This is a genomic window from Kitasatospora cinereorecta (assembly GCF_024172095.1).
Taxonomy (GTDB): Bacteria; Actinomycetota; Actinomycetes; order Streptomycetales; family Streptomycetaceae; genus Kitasatospora; species Kitasatospora cinereorecta.
Genome location: NZ_JAMZDX010000005.1, coordinates 451886 through 469904, shown reverse-complemented (window position 1 = coordinate 469904; position 18019 = coordinate 451886). Strand labels below are relative to the sequence as shown.

Annotated in this window: 14 protein-coding genes; 7 read left to right on the top strand and 7 right to left on the bottom strand. The window is 74.1% G+C overall.

Annotated features, from left to right (window positions below):
- Nucleotides 1–74: 74 nt before the first annotated feature.
- Nucleotides 75–1520, top strand: a complete 1446-nt coding sequence (locus tag FHR36_RS27700; protein WP_253801413.1) for an amidase — start codon at nt 75–77, stop codon at nt 1518–1520.
- 15 nt (nt 1521–1535) lie between these two features.
- Here FHR36_RS27700 and FHR36_RS27695 read toward each other — a convergent pair whose 3' ends face one another.
- Genes FHR36_RS27695 through FHR36_RS27685 form a run of 3 tightly spaced genes read right to left on the bottom strand, consistent with a single transcriptional unit; the run spans nt 1536 to nt 4144 of the window.
- Nucleotides 1536–2561: an NAD(P)/FAD-dependent oxidoreductase gene (locus tag FHR36_RS27695; RefSeq protein ID WP_253801412.1), complete on the bottom strand. Its 1026-nt coding sequence runs from the start codon at nt 2559–2561 to the stop codon at nt 1536–1538.
- Nucleotides 2558–3076 (bottom strand): isoprenylcysteine carboxyl methyltransferase family protein, encoded by a 519-nt coding sequence (locus FHR36_RS27690; protein ID WP_253801411.1) that lies wholly within the window; start codon nt 3074–3076, stop codon nt 2558–2560. Before FHR36_RS27690 ends, FHR36_RS27695 begins: the two co-directional genes overlap by 4 nt.
- A gap of 6 nt (nt 3077–3082) precedes the next feature.
- Nucleotides 3083–4144, bottom strand: a complete 1062-nt coding sequence (locus tag FHR36_RS27685) for a type III polyketide synthase (protein ID WP_253801410.1) — start codon at nt 4142–4144, stop codon at nt 3083–3085.
- A 167-nt stretch (nt 4145–4311) separates the two neighbouring features.
- Here FHR36_RS27685 and FHR36_RS27680 point away from each other — a divergent pair, with 167 nt between their 5' ends.
- The gene (locus FHR36_RS27680; protein ID WP_253801409.1) at nt 4312–5145 is read left to right on the top strand and encodes a UbiA family prenyltransferase; all 834 of its coding nucleotides are present in this window, start codon (nt 4312–4314) and stop codon (nt 5143–5145) included.
- A gap of 185 nt (nt 5146–5330) precedes the next feature.
- Here FHR36_RS27680 and FHR36_RS27675 read toward each other — a convergent pair whose 3' ends face one another.
- Nucleotides 5331–6872 carry an alpha-amylase family glycosyl hydrolase gene (locus tag FHR36_RS27675; RefSeq protein ID WP_253801975.1) on the bottom strand — a complete coding sequence of 514 codons (1542 nt, stop codon included), beginning with the start codon at nt 6870–6872 and terminating at the stop codon, nt 5331–5333.
- Nucleotides 6873–7290: 418 nt separating this feature from the next.
- On the opposite strand from FHR36_RS27675, the gene FHR36_RS27670 reads away from it, so the two are divergent.
- Both FHR36_RS27670 and FHR36_RS27665 read left to right on the top strand, forming a co-directional pair.
- A complete protein-coding gene (locus FHR36_RS27670; protein WP_253801408.1) occupies nt 7291–9690 on the top strand; it encodes a CHAT domain-containing protein in 2400 nt (799 codons plus the stop codon).
- A complete protein-coding gene (locus tag FHR36_RS27665; protein WP_253801407.1) occupies nt 9687–11120 on the top strand; it encodes a lipase/acyltransferase domain-containing protein in 1434 nt (477 codons plus the stop codon). Before FHR36_RS27670 ends, FHR36_RS27665 begins: the two co-directional genes overlap by 4 nt.
- Before the next feature lie 20 nt (nt 11121–11140).
- Here FHR36_RS27665 and FHR36_RS27660 read toward each other — a convergent pair whose 3' ends face one another.
- The 3 genes from FHR36_RS27660 to FHR36_RS27650 all read right to left on the bottom strand — a co-directional run bounded on the left by FHR36_RS27660 (nt 11141) and on the right by FHR36_RS27650 (nt 13624).
- Complete coding sequence (locus tag FHR36_RS27660; protein WP_253801406.1) at nt 11141–12208, bottom strand: C40 family peptidase; 1068 nt, start codon at nt 12206–12208, stop codon at nt 11141–11143.
- A gap of 112 nt (nt 12209–12320) precedes the next feature.
- Complete coding sequence (locus FHR36_RS27655; RefSeq protein WP_253801404.1) at nt 12321–13256, bottom strand: M56 family metallopeptidase; 936 nt, start codon at nt 13254–13256, stop codon at nt 12321–12323.
- Nucleotides 13253–13624, bottom strand: coding sequence for a BlaI/MecI/CopY family transcriptional regulator (locus tag FHR36_RS27650; RefSeq protein ID WP_253801402.1), 372 nt, complete (start codon nt 13622–13624; stop codon nt 13253–13255). Before FHR36_RS27650 ends, FHR36_RS27655 begins: the two co-directional genes overlap by 4 nt.
- A 165-nt stretch (nt 13625–13789) precedes the next feature.
- On the opposite strand from FHR36_RS27650, the gene FHR36_RS27645 reads away from it, so the two are divergent.
- From FHR36_RS27645 to FHR36_RS27635, 3 genes are all read left to right on the top strand, one after another.
- Nucleotides 13790–15451, top strand: a complete 1662-nt coding sequence (locus FHR36_RS27645; RefSeq protein WP_253801400.1) for an AMP-binding protein — start codon at nt 13790–13792, stop codon at nt 15449–15451.
- A gap of 117 nt (nt 15452–15568) precedes the next feature.
- Complete coding sequence (locus tag FHR36_RS27640; RefSeq protein WP_253801398.1) at nt 15569–16399, top strand: p-hydroxycinnamoyl CoA hydratase/lyase; 831 nt, start codon at nt 15569–15571, stop codon at nt 16397–16399.
- The gene (locus tag FHR36_RS27635) at nt 16396–17946 is read left to right on the top strand and encodes an AMP-binding protein (protein WP_253801396.1); all 1551 of its coding nucleotides are present in this window, start codon (nt 16396–16398) and stop codon (nt 17944–17946) included. The genes FHR36_RS27640 and FHR36_RS27635 overlap by 4 nt, the downstream gene beginning before the upstream one ends.
- Nucleotides 17947–18019: the final 73 nt, after the last annotated feature.

Below are 18019 nucleotides of genomic sequence, written 5' to 3'. Positions count from 1 at the left end.
CCGGCCATGGCCCGCACCCCAGCCACCCGCCCCGGCGGATCGCATTCCGGTGGACCGCGGCCCGGGGCCCGCGGGTGACGGCGCGCGAGACGGCGCTGCTCGACGCCACCGCCCAGGCCGAGCTGGTGCGCAGCGGAGAGGTGACCGCCGCCGAACTGGTCGGCTGGGCGATCGAACGGATCGAACGGCTGAACCCGCTGCTCAACGCCGTCGTCACCCCACTCCACGAGGCTGCCGCGGCAGCCGCCCGGGCCCGGCCGAGCGGTCCCTTCGCCGGCGTGCCGTACCTGCTCAAGGACCTGGTCGCCGAAGCCGCCGGCACCCCCTTCACCGAGGGGTCCCGCTTCCTCGCCGGCTTCGTCTCCGACCGCGACTGCGAACTGGTCCGGCGCCAGCGCCGGGCCGGGCTGGTCCTCGTCGGCAAGGCCAACACCCCCGAGTTCGGCATGGTGCCGACGGTCGAACCGCTGCTGCACGGCCCCACCCGCAACCCCTGGGCCACCGACCGCTCCACCAGCGGCTCCAGCGGGGCGTCCGCGGCGGCGGTCGCCGCCGGACTGGTCCCGGTCGCGCACGGCAACGACCTGGCCGGCTCGCTCCGCTTCCCCGCCTCCGCCTGCGGCGTCTTCGGCCTCAAACCCACCCGGGCCCGCAACCCGCTCGGCCCCGAGTACGGCGACGTGGTCGGCGGCTGGGCCACCGAGCACGCCCTGACCCGCTCGGTGCGCGACAGCGCCGCCCTGCTCGACGCCACCAGCGGCCCCGCCCCGGGCGACCCGTACCCCGCGCCGCCGCCCGAGCGCCCGTTCGCCGCCGAGATCGGCGCCGACCCCGGCCGGCTGCGGATCGCCTGGACCGCCCGCACCCCCGGCGGCGGCCAGGGCCACCCGGACTGCGTCGCCGCCCTGCACGACGCGGTGGCCCTGTGCGAGGCGCTCGGCCACGAACTCGTCGAGGCCGAGCTGCCGGGGCTGGACGAGCCGGTCGGCCACGCGATCGGCACCGTCTTCCACGCCACCACCGCCTGGATCGTCCGCTACTGGATCCGCCGCACCGGCCGCGAACCCGGCCCCGACGACCTCGAACCGCTCACCCGCCACTACCTGGAGAAGGGCCGGCAGGTCGGCGCCGCCGACTACCTGCTCGCCGTCGAGGAGCTGCAGCGCTTCGCCCGGACCGTGGCCGACTTCCTCACCGGCCACGACCTGTGGCTCACCCCGACCATGTCCACCCCGCCCGCACCGCTCGGCGAGATCACCGCCGCACCCGACGACCCGCTCCGGGCGCTGCGCCACGGCGCGGCCACCGTCCAGTACCCGCTGGTGGTCGCCAACATCACCGGTGGCGCCGCGATGTCCGTGCCGCTCTGGTGGAACGCCGAGGGCCTGCCGATCGGCGTCCACTTCCTCGGCCGCCCCGGCGGCGAGGCCGTCCTGCTGCGCCTGGCCGCCCAGCTGGAGGCCGCCCGGCCCTGGGGCAACCGCCTCCCGCCGGTCCACGCCTCGACGGAACTCGAGTGACCGGGGCGGAGCGACTCAGGCCAGCAGGTTGACGCCCGCCCGGAAGAGCGGCGGCAGGGCGGCCGCGAGCGGGACGATCCGCTCCGCCAGCACCGGCTGGCGCCGGGCCCACAGCAGCGAGGCGGTCAGCAGCCGGTACTCGCGCGAGGCGCGCCGCCAGGCCCGCTCGTACGCCTGCGGCCGCCCCTCGACCAGGCAGGCGACCAGCGCCCGGGCGCTCGCCAGCGCCACCGCCACGCCCTCACCGGTCAGCGCGTCCAGGTAGCCGGCCGCGTCCCCGACCAGCAGCACCCGTCCGGCCACCCGCGCCGACACCCGCTGCCGCAGCGGCCCGGCCCCCCGGACCCGGGTCGCCGCCGACGCCGGCAGCCGGGCCGCGAGCTGCGGGAAGCGCGCCAACTGGGCCTCGAACGGCAGCCGTTCGCCGCTCAGCACGGCCACCCCGACCAGGCCGTCCGCCACCGGCGTCACGTACGCCTCCGAGGACCGCGACCAGTGCACCTCGACCAGGTCGCTCCACGGCTCGACCGCGTAGTGCCGGCGCAGCCCGTACCGTGCCGGGCGGCCCGGCGGGGTGGGCCGGTGCAGACCCAGGGCGCGGCGCAGCGGCGAGTGCAGGCCGTCCGCCGCGATCAGGTGACGGGCAGTCAGACCACCCACCGTGACGTCGTGTTCGGTCTGCGTGGGGAACTCGAGCCGGAGCGGGACCCGGCGCACGCCGAGCTCCTCGGCGCGCGCCGCCAGCGCCGCGTGCAACTCGGTCCGGCGGACCCCGAGGCCCGGCCCGGTGCGGAAAAGGGCCTCCGCCCGGCGCTCGCCGTCCGCCTCCAGATACCGGATCCCGTGGAACGGCCGGCCGGACACCGCCACGCCCAACTCCCGCAGCGGACGCACCGCGGAGGGCATCAAGCCCTCCCCGCAGGCCTTGTCGATCGGCGCCTCGCGCGGCTCCGCGACCACCACGTCGAGCCCGGCCAGCGCCGCGTGGATCGCCGTCGCCAGCCCGGCCGGACCACCGCCCGCCACCAGCAGATCGATCACGCCGCCGCCCGGCAGACCAGCAGCGCCCGCTCCTCGCACCGCACCCGCACCGCCAGCAGCCAGGCGTTCAGCACCGTGAAGCACCCCGCCGTCACCCACGCCGTGTGCACCAGCGGCAGCGCGAACCCCTCGACCACCACCGCCACGTAGTTGGGGTGCGCCAGCAGCCGGTACGGCCCCGACGCCACCAGCGGCAGCCCCGGCACCACGATCACCCGGGTGTTCCAGCGCCGCCCCAGCGTGGTGATGCACCACCAGCGCAGGGCCTGCGCCGCCACCGCCAGCAGCAGCATCGGCCACCCGAGGAGCGGCAGGAACGGCCGGTCGGCCAGCGCCGGTTCGAGCAGGCAGCCGGCCAGCAGGGCGGTGTGCAGCAGCACCATCGGCGGGTAGTGGCCGCGGCCGAACTCGCTGCCGCCCCGAGCCAGGCTCCACGCCGCGTTCCGGCGGGCCACCACCAGCTCGGCCAGCCGCTCCACGGCCACCAGCGCGATCAGCAGCGCATACCAGTCCATCGCCGCCTACCAGCGCAGCAGGACGAGTTCGGAGGCGAACCCCGGGCCCAGCGCCACCATCAGGCCGTACGAGCCGGGCGGCGGCGGACCCGCCGCCACCGCGTCCCGCAGGATGTGCAGCACCGAGGCGGAGGAGAGGTTGCCGCACCCGGCGAGCGAACGGCGGCTGAACGCCAGTGCGTCGGAGGGGAGTCCGAGCTCCTCGCCGAGCGCGTCCAGCACCCGCGGGCCGCCCGGGTGGCAGATCCAGGTCGCCACGTCGCCGGGCTTGAGGTCGTGCGCGGCCAGGAACGAGGAGACCTCCTCGGCCACGTGCAGCCGTACCAGCTCCGGGAGTTCGGCCCCCAGCAGGATGCGGAAACCGGCGTCGCCGATGTCCCAGCCGAGCAGCCGCTCGGTGCCCGGGTACAGGCGGCTGCGCGCTGCCAGCACCAGCGGGCCCGGGCCGTCCGCGTGCCGCGGATGGTCCGCTCCCACCGCCAGCAGCGCACCCGCGCCGTCGCCGAACAGGGCCGTCGCGATCAGGTTCGCGGTGGAGGTGTCCGAGCGCTGCAGCGTCAACGAGCAGAGCTCGGTGGACAGCAGGAGCGCCACCCCGTCCGGACGGCCCGCCAGGAAGTCGTGCAGCCTGCCGACCCCCGCCGCGCCGGCCGCACAGCCCAGGCCGAACACCGGGATCCGGCGCACGTCCTCGCGCAGCCCCACCCGCGACGCCAACCGCGCCTCCACGGACGGCGCCGCGATCCCGGTCACCGACGTCGACAGCACCAGGTCGACCTCCGCCGCCGCCAGCCCCGACGCGGACAGCGCCTCGTTGACCGCCGCCTCGCCCAACTCCACGGCCGCCGCGATGAACGCGTCGTTGGCGGCACCGAAACCCGTCAGGCCCGGATACGACTCCAGGGGCAGCGCCAGGTACCGGGTCTCCACCCCCGCCGAGGCGTACAACCGGTCCGCCAACGCGCGTTCCGACCCCGCCGGCCGCAGGGCCGCCAGCGCTTCCGCCAACTCCCGCTGCGCGTACCGATGGGACGGGAGGACCCCGCTCACTGCCGCGATGCGTGTCACCGACCCAGGATAGGGAACCGGTCGACACATCACCGCGAACCGGATACTCCGGGCGAGTCACCGCAGGTCGGGCACGGGCCTTCGGCGTGGTGGGTCATGATGTGGGGGTGTTGACGGTGGGTCGGGACGGGGAAGGAACCGGTCGGCGGCCTAGCATCGCGGGTGTGGTGAGTGAGACTGTTCCGCCCGGGGTGGCCGTTTCGGCGCTGGTCAGGGCGTGTCATCCGGTACCGGCGGCGGCGGTGACGGTGTTCGCCGGGGCGATGGCGGTGGCTGCCGGTCGCGGGGTGGCGGGCAGTGCGCTGGTGGTGGCGGCGGTGGGGGCCGGGCAGCTGTCGGTGGGGTGGAGCAACGACCGGATCGACGCCGTCCGGGACCGGGTGGCGGGGCGGCGCGACAAGCCGCTCGCCACCGGCGCGGTCCGCCCTCGGACGGTGGCCGCGGCGGCCGTCACGGCGCTCGTCCTCTGCGTGCCGCTGTCGCTGGCGAGCGGGCTGCTCGCGGGCGCCGTCCACCTGCTCGGCGTGGCCGCGGCGTGGGCGTACAACGGGTGGCTGAAGCGGACGGTGCTGTCCTGGCTGCCGTACGCGCTGGCGTTCGGGCTGCTGCCGGCGTTCGTGACGCTCGGTCTGCCGGGTGCGCCGTGGCCGTACCCCTGGGTGACGGCGGCCGCCGCGCTGCTCGGCACGGGTGCGCACTTTGCGAATGTCCTGCCGGATCTGGACGAGGACCGGGCGGCCGGAGTCCTGGGCCTGCCGCAGCGGCTCGGGCGGACGGCGTCCGGCCTGCTCGCGGTGGTGCTGACCTCGGCCGCGACCGTTCTGCTGGTGGTGGGGCCGACCGGACCGGTCCGCGCGGCGGGCTGGCTCGCGCTGGCGCTGACGATCGTCCTGACCACGGCCGCTCTGGCGGCGCCGCGCAGCCGCCTGCCGTTCCTGGCCGCGATGGCCGCCGCCGCGGTGGACGTGCTGCTGCTGGTCACCACCACCGGCCCGGCGTGACCGGGCGGAGAGCTGAGTGGGGGGTGGGGCACGGAATCCGGATCGGGCCGCCGGGCAGTGCCCGGGGGCCGTCACCCACCCCCCATGGCCGCGAGTCCCTCACGATCTCCGTCCGGCCCCTGTATCAACGCGCACACCGTAACCGGAGCCACCGACAACGGGCGGATGTCCGGACGATCGGACGGCTACAGCTCGAAGATCCCGTACGAGAACCCGTCCGCGTGGATCCCGCCCGCGTCGACCCGGACGCCGTGGCCGACCAGCTCCGCCCCGGGCGTGAGCCGGCGGCGGACGGTGAGCCGGGCGGGCTCGCGGCGCGGGTTGACGACCACCAGGAAGCGGTCGCCGCGCACGTACGCGAAGGGGTAGCCGGTGTGCAGGACCTCGACGCTGCCGTGGGCGCCGAGCGCCGGATGGGCGCGGCGCAGCCCGATCAGCCGCCGGACCAGGTGCAGCAGGGAGGTCTCGTCGGCCCGCTGGGCGGCCACGTCGGGCCGGTCGGGGGAGGGGTCGACGGGCAGGTAGAGCCGGTCGGCGGGGGCGGTGGAGAAGCCGGCGTCGGCGGTGGCGTCCCACTGCATCGGGGTGCGCGACCCGGCCCGGTTGTAGCGGGGGCCGAGCACGCTGCCCTCGGTGTCGGGCAGGTCCGGCAGGTACCGCATGCCGATCTCGTCGCCGTAGTAGATCGCCGGGAGGGTGGGCCAGGTGAGCAGGAAGGCGAAGGCGGGCGGGAGCTGCTCGGCGGTGCGGGGGCCGCAGGCGAGCCGGGAGAAGTCGTGGTTGGCGGTGGGCAGGACGGCGTGCCCGCGGCCGGCCGTGGCAACGGCGGCGGCCTGCCAGGCGCGGGTGAAGAGGTCCATCGAGCCCGCGCCCTCGGCGTCGAAGTAGCACGGGGCGGGCGCCCAGTGCTCCTCGACCGTGCCGGTGCCGTTGTGCCACAGCGAGCGCAGGGGCGCACCGGCGTCCGGGCCGCCGAAGTGCAGGAAGAAGTCGCCGTGGAAGCCCATCGGGACGGAGACCGCCGGGTCGCCCCACTCCGCGAGCAGCACGGCCTCCGGGTGGTCGGCGTCCAGCCAACCGCGCAGCTCGGTCCAGAGCCGGCCGGTCTCGGTGAAGCCGGGGTCGTCCTTGACCAGGGAGGAGGCCATGTCGACCCGGAAGCCGGCGACGCCGGCGGCCAGCCAGTGCGCCATGATCGCGCGCAGGGCGGCCCGGTTGGCGCGCGGACCGTCCGCGTCGACCGGCTGGCGCCACGGCTCGGCCGGGTCGGGACGGGCGTAGCCGAAGTTGAGCGCCGGCTGGCAGTCGAAGAAGTTGGGCCGGTACCAGCCGGTCCGGCGGCCGGGGGAGGCGACGAAGCCGTCGACCCGGTGGTCGGCCCAGATGTAGCGGTGGTCGTGCGGGTCGTCCGCCGAGGCGAGGAACCAGGGGTGGCGGTCGGAGGTGTGGGCGGCGACCAGGTCGAGCAGCACCCGGATGCCGAGCCGCCGGGCGGCGTCGGTGAGTTTGGCCAGCTCCTCGGGGGTGCCGTAGCGGGCCGCGGTGGTCAGGTAGTCGCTCACGTCGTACCCGGCGTCGCGGAACGGCGACTCGAAGCACGGGGTGAGCCAGAGCGCGTCGACCCCGAGCCACGCCAGGTACTCCAGGCGTTCGGTGAGGCCGGCGAAGTCGCCGATGCCGTCGCCGTCGGAGTCGGCGAAGGTCTGCGGGTAGACCTGGTAGAGCACGGCGTCGGTCGGCCACGCCGGGCCGGCCGAACGGCCTGCCGGCCGGGTCGACGGCCGCTCGGACGGCGGGTTGGCCGACTGCTCGGACGGCTGGTTCGTCGGTCGGTCGGTCGGCTGGCTCGCTGAGGGGTTCGCTGGGGGGTTCGCTGCGGACACGGCGGGCGCCTCCTTGCGGGTACCGGCGGCGGGAACAGGCTGCCGAGGACCACCTTTCCCACCCGTCCGGGCGGGTACTCGGGCGGCCCGGCCGAAGGCCCGGTTCCCCCCGGGCCGGGCCGGGTCTCCCGAGTTGACAGGCCATGGCCCGCGTGAGGCACTGAAAAGTGATCGGGCCATTCGAGCACCTCCCGGGGAAGCCCGCCACCCGACGGCGGCCGGAGGGAGGACGGCGGACCGAGCGGACCGAGGAGAGAGGCCGATGGACGCCTCCACCGTGGAGATCGCCGACCTACTGGAGCACGCGCCGACCCCGGCCAACCCGACCCCGGCCGCCGCAGCGCCGGCCCGGCCCGCCGCATTCCCGTCACCCCAGCCGTCACCCCAGCCGTCATTCGAGCGGTCGCCCGACCCGGCTGCGTCGCCCCGGCCGGCGACCTCGAGCCTGACCGTGACCGTGGTCTGGGGCGATCTGGCCGAATATTCGGCGGACATCCACCTCACCGGCCATTACCAGGACGTCTCCCCCGGCGCCGCCGAACTCGCCCTCGACCGCGCCGTCTCCGCCGGACCGCGCCGGCTGATCACCGAGCACACCCGGCACGGCTGGATCGACGCCACGCTCGGCGAGGTCACCTACTTCCCGGCCCGCTCCGGCACGGTCCGTTCGGCGGCGGTGATCGGCATGGGCCGGATGGGCACCTTCACCGAACGCCGCTCCGTCCAGCTGTACGAGTCGATGCTGACCGAACTGCTCGCCCTCGGCCACATCCGGACCGTGGTGACCTCGGCGATCGGCTCCGGCGCGGGCAACCTGCAGATGGCCCAGGTGGCACGGGCGATGATCGGCGGGTTCGGCGCCGCCCTGCGCAACCACGCAGCCACCCCGGGCGCCGCACCCACCCCGCTCACCGACGTCTTCGTGGTCGAACTCGACCGGTTACGCGCGGCGCAGCTGCTCGACGCCCTCGCGGACGCCGCCCGCCACCTGCCCGCCATCCACGTCACCACCGCTCTGGTGAACGGCCCCGGCGGCGCGCTCTCCCGTTCCTCCGCCGCGGTGTACGCGGTGACCGGGCTGAGCCGGCTGGCGACCGTCACCGCCCGTGAGGAGATGGCGCGGAAGCTCTCCAAGCGCGGCCGGCGCGACACCGACGGGACACCGGACGGCAGCGTGCCCGGGACGCCGGACGGACACGAGGGCGGTAGCGCGGACGGTGGCGACGGCGACGGCGATCCGTTGAGCCCCGTCCTGGCCGGGCTGGAACCCGCGGTCCGCGACTGCGTCCGCCGCCAACTCCTCCACCTCGCCCGCTTCGACGCCACCGACCTGGCGATGAACGTCCGCCAGTCCACCGACCTGTACGGCGAGGTGGTGCCGGTCCGGATCTCCGTCCTGGCCGGCAACGGCGGGCTGCGCTGGGCGGCGCTGACCGAGCGGGCCACCGTCCCCGAGCGCCAAGTCCCGGTCGACGCCGACCTGTTGCGCCAGCTGGTCGCCCGGCTCACCGGACCGAGCCTGGACGACGCCGCCACGCTGCCCGACCTCCTCTCCCGCATGGTGGTCCCGCTCGACTTCCAGCGTCTGGTCTCCGACGAGGTGCCGCTGGAACTGGAGCTGGACCGCGACACCGCCGTCGTCCCCTGGGAGTTCCTGACCGACCTCCAGGAGGGCAGCACCGAGCCGCTGCCGCCGCTGGCCGTCCGGACCCCGATCGCCCGTCGGCTGCGCACCACCTACTCCCGGGTGGTCGGCGAGGTGCGGGCCGGAGAGCAGCTGCGCGTCCTGGTGATCGGCGACCCCGGCAACCCCGACCAGGGCATGGGCCTGCCCGGCGCCCGGGCGGAGGCCCTCGACGTGAACGCGCTGCTCGCCGAACTCGGCGTCCGCACCCGGCTGTTCATCGGCGCCGACGCCGCCACCGGCGAGCCGGGCGTGGAGCCCGCCACCCGGCTGGACGTGCTGCGCACCCTGCTGCGCGGCGAGTACCAGATCGTCCACTACTGCGGACACGGCACCTTCGACGACAGCGGACCGTCCCGGCGCTCGGGCTGGGTCTTCTCCGACGGGCTGCTCAGCGCCCAGGAACTGTGCCAACTCGACCGTCCGCCCCGGATGGTGGTCGCCAACGCCTGCTGGTCGGCGCGGCTGGGCCGCGGCCCGGACGGCGCTGCGGCGACGCCGGTCGGGTCCCCGGCGGCCACCGGCGGACCGGCCGCGCCTGTTGCCCTGGTCCCCAGCCTGGCCGACGAGTTCCTGCGCGCCGGGGTGGCGCACTTCATCGGCGCCGGCTGGCAGGTGCCCGACCGGCAGGGCATCACCTTCGCCCGGGCGTTCTACGGCGCCCTGCTCGGCTCCTCCGACGGTTCGGCGCCGGTCGGGGTCGGCGACGCGGTGAAGGCGGCCCGCGAGCAGATGTTCCGCACCCGCGACCTCCGTACGCCCGACGCGCTGCCCGACGCCCTGCCCGCCGCCGCCCTCGACCCGCACGTCGCCGTCCCTGCCCCCGCCGCCCCCGCAGCCGACCCGCTCGCCCTCGGGCCGCCCGAGCCGAAGGGCTGGACCGCCTGGGCGGCCTACCAGCACTACGGCGATCCGGCCGACGTGTTCGGCCCCGATGTGTACCGCAGAGTCCGCAGCCCCCGGGAGAGTCCACGATGAGCCCGATCCCGATGCCCGACATCGTCGTCCTGCTGCCCGGCATCACCGGCAGCACCCTCAGCCGCAACGGCACCCCGATCTGGGCGCCCGAACCCGAGGCGATCGTCAAGGCGCTGGTCACCCTGGGGGGTTCGGTCGACGCGCTGACCCTGCGCGAGGACGACTGGCGGGTCGACGACCTCGGCGACGGCATCGTCGCCGACGGACTGATGCCCGACATCCACACCCTGCCCGGCCTGTGGAAGATCGACGGCTACTCCGCGGTGCAGACCTTCCTCAAGACCGAGTTCGACCTGGTCGAGGGCCGCAACTTCTTCCCGTTCCCGTACGACTGGCGGCGCGACAACCGGGCCTCCGCGCGGCGGCTCGCCGACCTCTCCAAGGCGTGGCTGCGCGACTGGCGGCAGTCCTCCGGCCACCAGGACGCCCAACTCGTGCTGGTCGGGCACTCGATGGGCGGCCTGGTCGCCCGCTACTTCGTCGAGGCGCTGGAGGGCTGGCAGGACACCCGCGCGGTGGTGACCTTCGGCACCCCGTTCTACGGCTCGCTCAACGCGGTCGACTTCCTGGTCAACGGCTTCCGCAAGGGGATCGGCCCGTTCACCAAGGACCTGACCGGGATGCTGCGTTCACTCACCTCACTGCACCAGATGGTCCCGCTCTACCGCTGCGTCTACCGCGACACCGACGACCAGCAGGCGCTCACCCCGGCCGCCGCCGGCCTGCCCGGCTGGGACGCCGCCTGGAGCGACCACCTGACCGTCTTCCAGGACGAGATCGAACGCGCGGCCGCCGCCAACCGCCGCGACCCGGCCTGGGAGACCAACCCGGTGATCTACCACCCCATCGTCGGCATCGACCAACCCACCCGCCAGGGCGCCAGGTTGGCCGAGGGCCGACTCGTCGTCGAACTGGTCCGCGGCGGCTCGGACGAGGGCGGCGACGGCACCGTCCCCAAGCTCTCCGCCGCCCTCTCCGGCACCGAGGACGCCCGCACCTTCGTCCCGCAGCGCCACGCCAGCCTGCAGAACGAGGACGGGATGCTGCACCACCTCAAGGGCATCCTGCAGTCGCTGCACGACGTCCGGGTCAGCGACCTCCGCGACGCCGCCCAGGCCTGGTTCGGCTACCTCGGCGACGACCTCTACCTCCCCGACGAGGAAGCGGTGGTCGGCATCACCCTGGAGAGCGCCCTCGGCGAGAGCCAACTCCCGCAGCTCGACGCGCTGGTCACCATCACCCCGCACACCGCCGCCGCGCCGTCCGCCACCCCACCGCGGACCATTCCGGTCACCCTCACCCGCCGCCCCACCCAGGTGCCGCTCGGGCCCCTCCCGGCCGGCGCCTACGACATCACCGTCACCGCCGACGGCGCCGCCCCGCTCCGCGACGTCTTCCTGGTCGCCGCCGCCGCGGACCTCGCCGACTAGCCTCCACCTCGCCGGCGCCGTCAGTAGCGGACGGCGCCGGCGTACGGCATCACGTCCCAGGGCACGATCTCCACGTTCTTGCCGGTGCGCGGGGCGTGCAGCAACTGCCCGTTGCCCAGGTAGATGCCGACGTGGTGCAGGTCGGAGTAGTAGAACACCAGGTCGCCCGGCTGGACCTGGTCGCGGGCGATCTTCCGCCCGCCCGCGAACTGGTCCTGGGAGACGCGCGGCAGCGTGACCCCGCCCGCCGCGAACGCCCGCAGGGTCAGGCCGGAGCAGTCGAAGGAGTCCGGGCCGGTCGCGCCCCAGCGGTACGGCTTGCCCAACTGCGCGTACGCGAAGGCGAGGACGTCCCGCACCCGGCCGGTGGCCGGTCCGGTGTACGCCTGCGGACGGGCCGCGCCGCGGGAGGCGGCCGCGCCGCCGTCGCCGAGGACCCGGGCCCGGTCGGCGGCCTTGAGACCGTTCAGGATCCGCTCCACCTGGCCGAGCTTGGCCTTCACCTCGTCCTTGCGGCGCCCGGCGTCGGCGGCGGCCCGGTCCAGCTCGGCGAGGCGGCCGGTGGCCTCGGCACGGTCGGCGTCCAGCTTGAGCTGCTCGACCCGCAGCCGGCGCAGTGCGTCGGCCTGCCGGGCGGTGAGCTGCTCGGTGCCGGCCGCTCGGGCGAGGTAGTCGGCCGGGTCGGCGGAGACCATCAGCCGGACCGTGGGGTCGATGCCGCCACTGCGGTACTGGGCGGCGGCCAGGCCGTCGAGGGTCTCGCGCAGCTCGTTGATCCTCGCCTGCTGGCCGGCGATCCGGTCCTGCAGCTGCGCGGTGTCGCGCTGGAAGCGGTCCTGCTGCTCACGGGCCTTGTTGTACGCCTCGGTGGACGCCTCGGCGTCCTCGTACAGGGCGTCGACCTGGGCCTTCACCTGCTCGAGCGAGCCGGTGGCCGCGCCCGGGGCCGCTCCCGCGGCCGTGCCCGGCGTCGGCCCCGGCTCGGCGTGGGCGGCGAGCGGCACGGCCAGCGAGGCGGCTCCGGCGGTGGCCGCCACCACCGCGATCCGCGCCCGGTTCGGCGGCTTCGGCCTGCGGTGACTGCCCATGGTGCTTGTTCCCTCCCGAGCCGGACCCCCGGACCCTTACGACGAAGGAACTTAGTAGTTTAGTAATCGGGTGTGCAAGCCCGGTCCGGGATGGGGGCGGTCGGGAGCGGCCTCAGGCCCCGGTCGGGCCGCACGCGAACAGGAACGGCACCAGCGGCGCCACCGCGGCCGCCGCCGCGACCGCCACCCGCACCAGGCGGTGCGGACCGCGGGCCGGCAGCAGCAGCCGCCGCACCCGCGCCACCACCGGCGAACCCGCCGCCGCCAGACCCACGCCCGGCGCCAGACCCGCCGCCACCGCACCCAGCGCACCGGCCAGCGCCCGCGCCGAATGCCGCCGAACCGCCCGGTCGTCGGCCGCCATCTCCAGCAGCGCCGCCGTCTCCACCCGCGCCGCCGCCCCCAGCGGCAGACCGGGGAACGCCCGCGCGAACGCCTCCACCGCCGCCCGGACCAGGTGGTGCCGTCCGGTCAGATGGGCGTGCTCGTGGGCCAGGACGGCCCGCAGCTGCTCCGGCGAGAGGACGTCCAACGCGCCCCGGGTCAGCACGATCCGCCGCCGACGACCCGGCAGGCAGTACACCGCCGGGACGCCGTGCTCCACCACCACCGCCCGCACCCGCCCGACTGCCACGGTTGCCACGGCTTCCGCACCGGCCGGACGGGCCACCAGCTCCAGCCCCGCCAGATGCTCCAGCCGCGCCCTCCGCGCCCGCAGCAGCACCGCCCCGTACCAGCCCAGCGGCCACCCCAACACGGCCGCCGGTGGCAGCACCGCCGCACTCGCCGCCGACAGGCCCAGCCCGCCCACGTGCACCAGCCCGCAGGCGTGCAGGAAGCCCAGCAGACCCGTGTGCAGATGCCGCTCCGGTTCCACCAGGTGGTGCGCCACCAGCCCCAGCGCCGTCACGAACGACAGCATCAGCCCCAGCCACACCAGCACCGCCGACCCGGGCGCCCGCTGCGGCCACGACGCCCGCCGCAGCAGCGCCGGCGCCACCAGCCCGACCAGCAGCAGATAGCCGACCAGCCCCGCCGTGCCCGTCACGGGCGGTCCCCACCCGCCGGGTGCTCGTCCAGCAGCCGGCGGATCACCTCGGCCTCGTCCGCGGAGATCTCCCGGATGAAATGCGCCAGCGCCGCCGAACGGTCCTGGCTCGCCCCCAGCGCCTCCTGCATCAGCGCCGCCGTGTACGCCTCCCGGCTCCCGGTCGGCTCGTACAGCCACGCCCGCCCCTGCTTCTCGCGCCGCAGCAGGCCCTTCCCGTACAGGATGTCCGCGACCGTCATCACCGTCGTGTACGCCACCGGCCGGTCCCGGTTGATGTCGTCCACCACCTCGCGGACGGTCGCCGGACGTCCCCAGGACCACAGCCGGTCCATGATCTCCGCCTCCAGCTCACCCAACCGCCGCACGACCCTCGCCTCCCGCGCCACACCCCCACCGAACCGGCCCCATGCTAGACGCCCGCCTCGGGCTGCCCGGCAGCCCTGTCGTACCCCCGTTCGGGGGTGGTCGGCTGCGGGGTGGGGGCGGGATCATGGGGGTTCCGCGATGTCGCGCCCTTCAGGAGGCACCCCGTGTCGACCACGTCAGCCCTGCACAGCTACTCGTCGGGGACGTCCGGGAAGCCGCTCCTGGGCGACACCATCGGGGAGAACTTCGACCGGACGGTGCGGGCGTTCCCGCAGCGGGACGCGCTGGTGGAGCGGGCGAGTGGCCGGCGGTGGACGTACGCGGAGCTGGCGGCGGACGTGGACGCGCTGGCGCTGGGCCTGCTGGAGCTGGGCATCGCGCCGGGCGACCGGGTGGGCATCTGGGCGCCCAACTGCGCGGAGTGGACGCTGACCCAGTACGCGACGGCGAAGCTGGGCGCAATTCTGGTGACGGTCAACCCGGCGTACCGCTCGCACGAGTTGGAGTACGTGCTGAACCAGGCCGGGATCCGGCTGCTGGTGGCGGCCGAGCGGTTCAAGTCCTCGGACTACGCCGGGATGATCGCCGAGGTGCGGCCGTCGTGCGCGGCGCTGGAGGAGGTGGTCCTGCTCGGCTCGCCGGAGTGGGACGCGCTGCTGGAGCGGGGGCGGCGGGCCGAGCCGGGGGCGCTGGCGGAGCGGCAGGCGGGGCTGTCGCCGGACGACCCGATCAACATCCAGTACACCTCGGGCACCACGGGCTTCCCCAAGGGCGCCACGCTGTCGCACCACAACATCCTCAACAACGGTTACTTCGTCGGTGAGTTGTGCGGCTACACCGAGGTCGACCGGATCTGCATCCCGGTGCCGTTCTACCACTGCTTCGGCATGGTGATGGGGAACCTGGCGGCGACCTCGCACGGTGCGTGCATGGTGATCCCGGGCCCGGCGTTCGAGCCGGGGGCGACGCTGGCGGCGGTCGCGGCGGAGTCGTGCACCTCGCTGTACGGCGTGCCGACGATGTTCATCGCCGAGCTGGCCGACCCGGACTTCGAGCGCTACGACCTGTCGAGCCTGCGGACCGGCATCATGGCGGGCGCGCCGTGTCCGATCGAGGTGATGAAGGACGTCATCGGGCGAATGGGCATGGCGGAGGTGTCGATCTGCTACGGCATGACGGAGACCTCGCCGGTGTCGACGCAGACCCGGGCGGACGACTCGGTGGACCGCCGGGTGTCGACGGTCGGCCGGGTGGGTCCGCACCTGGAGGTGAAGGTGGTCGACCCGGCGACCGGGCGGACCGTTCCGCGCGGTGTCCCGGGCGAACTGTGCACCCGGGGCTACTCGGTGATGCTCGGCTACTGGGGCGAGCCGGAGAAGACGGCGGAGGCGGTGGACGCGGCGCGCTGGATGCACACCGGCGACCTGGCGGTGATGGACGGGGACGGCTACCTGGCGATCACCGGCCGGATCAAGGACATGGTGATCCGCGGCGGCGAGAACCTCTACCCGCGCGAGATCGAGGAGTTCCTCTACACCCACCCGGACATCCTGGACGTCCAGGTGATCGGGGTGCCGGACGCCAAGTACGGCGAGGAGCTGATGGCGTGGGTGCGGATGCGCGAGGGCGCCGCGCCGCTGACCGCCGACGCGGTACGGGAGTTCTGCGCGGGCCGGCTGGCCCACTTCAAGATCCCGCGCTACGTGCACGTGGTGGACGAGTTCCCGATGACGGTGACCGGGAAGATCCGCAAGGTCGAGATGCGGGAGATGGCGATGCGGCTCATCGAGCCGACTGCCGGGCAGGAAGCCGAACCCCGTCCGTAGCCGGGCCGCTAGGCACGATAGGAGAAGCCGGGCGGATCCGGTTGATGTGATGCTCATTTCCGCCGATCGCTTCAGCGTGTGCGCATGTCTCCTTCGACGTCTAGCGGAAAGCGGGTCATGACAATGATCGAGCTGGAAACGGTCAACCTCGAGATCGACGGTCCGAAGGCCACGATTTATCTGAACCGTCCGGACAAGAAGAACGCGATGAATCCGCAGATGCACCAGGACATGAACGAGGTCCTGGACAACATCGAGGCGGACGGGGGCGTTCGGGCCGTCGTGGTGACCGGCAACGGCGACAGCTTCAGCTCGGGCATGGACCTGGAGGAGTGCTTCCTCAAGCCGTTCGACGACCCGCAGCTGTTCTACCGGACCAACCTGGTGGCGCTGAAGTGGTTCCAGCGGCTGAAGGCGTTCGACGCGGTCACCATCGCCAAGGTGAACGGGTTCGCGTTCGGCGGCGGCTTCCTGGTCACCGGCCTGTGCGACCTGGCGATCGCCGACGAGGCGGCGCTGTTCGGCCTCTCGGAGATCAACTTCGGTATCTTCCCGGCCGGCGGCGCCACCTGGGCGGCCACCCACAACCTGGCCCGCAAGCAGGCCCTCTACTACATCCTGACCGGTGACACCATGACCGGAGCCCAGGCCGAGCAGTACGGCCTGGTCAACAAGGCGGTGCCGGCCGACCGGCTGGACGAGGAGACCGACCGCCTAGTCAAGAAGATCGTCCGGAAGAACCCGGTCACCCTGGCGCTGGCCAAGCAGGTCTACGAGCGCACCACGATGCTGGACCTGCCGGCCGCCATCGACTACGACCAGGCCAAGCTGTGGGAGCTGTCCCGGCTCAGCGGCAACGAGTGGATCAACGTGGCGCTCAAGCAGTTCGAGAAGCGCAGCTACCAGCCGGGTCTGAGCACCTACACCCGCTCGGAACAGCAGTCATGATCTTCACCGGGCCCCGTCCGCGCGTCCCGGTCCCCGGCACCGCGTTCACCGACTTCGTGCTGGAACGGGCCGAGCAGTACGGCGACACCGTGGCCCTGGTCGACGTGACCGGCGGCGTGCGCTACACGTACGCCGAGCTGGCGGACGCCGTCCGCCGGGCCGCCGCCGGGCTGCGTGCCCGCGGGTTCGGCCGGGGCGACGTGCTGGCGATGCTCTCCCCGAACCGGCCCGAGTACCCGATCGCCTTCCATGCGGCCGCCCTCGCCGGCGGGGCCGTGGTGGTGCTCAACCCGCTCGACACCGCCGACGACCTGGCCGACCGCCTCGACGAGACCGGCGCGAAGGTCCTGGTGACCGTGGAGGCCGAGGCGGAGAAGGCCGCCGGGCTGCTGGCGCGGACCAAGCTGGAGGAGGTGGTGGTGTTCGGTGAGGCGGACGGCGCCACGCCCTTCGCCGCGCTGCTCGCCGACCGGCCGGTGCCGGCGCCCGACGTCGACCCGGCGGCGGACGTGGTGGCGGTGCTCCACTCCAGCGGCAGCACCGGGTACCCCAAGGGGGTGCTGCTGACCCACCGCAACATGGTCGCCAACGTGCTGCAGACCAGCCTGGTCGCCCCGCTCGCCGAGGGCGAGACGGTGCTTGCGGTGCCGCCGTTCCACCACGCCTTCGGCCTGATCATGACGCTCAACGCCAGCCTGCTGCAGGGCGCGACCCTGGTCACCATGGAGCGCTTCGACCCCGAGGCGTACCTGCGGGCGATCCAGGAGCACCGGATCAGCCGGCTGTACATCGTGCCGACCATCGCGGTGCTGCTGGCCAAGAGCCCGCTGGTGGACCGGTACGACCTCACCTCGCTGCGCTCGGCCGTCTCCGGCGGCGCGGCGCTGGACCCGGCGACCGCGCGCGAGGTGGAGGCCCGGATCGGCCTGCGGATCGGCCAGGGGTACGGGCTGACCGAGGGCCTGGTCTCCTTCATGCAGCTGCCGGGCGCCGAGCCCAACGGCTCGGTCGGCCCGACCACCCCCAACATCGAGTGCAAGATCGTCGACATCACCACCGGCGCCGAACTCGGGCCGAACGAGCGGGGCGAGGTCCTGGTCCGCGGCCCGCACGTGATGAAGGGCTACCTGAACGCCGAGGAGGCCACCCGGCAGGTGCTGGAGCCGGACGGCTTCCTGCACACCGGCGACCTCGGCTACATGGACGAGCAGCAGGAGCTCTTCCTGGTCGACCGGATCAAGGAGCTCATCAAGTACAAGGGCCAGCAGGTCTCCCCGGTGGAGCTGGAGGCCGTCCTGATGAGCCACCCGAGGGTCGCCGACGCCGCGGTCATCGGGGTGCCGGACGAGGAGGCCAGCGAGCTCCCCAAGGGCTTCGTGGTGGTCCGTGAGCCGGTGACCGCCGAGGAGCTCATGGCCTTCGTGGCGGAACGCGTCGCCCCGTACAAGAAGGTCCGGCGGATCGAGTTCGTCGAGCAGATCCCGCGCACCCCCGTCGGGAAGATCGAGCGCCGCACCCTCAAGGAGCGCGAGCGCGCCGCGGGCTGAGCGCCCGGACCGCCGTGGTGTTCCCGCCGGTTCCGGCGGGAATGCGCGGTCGCCAATCTGGAAGAAGAAAGCC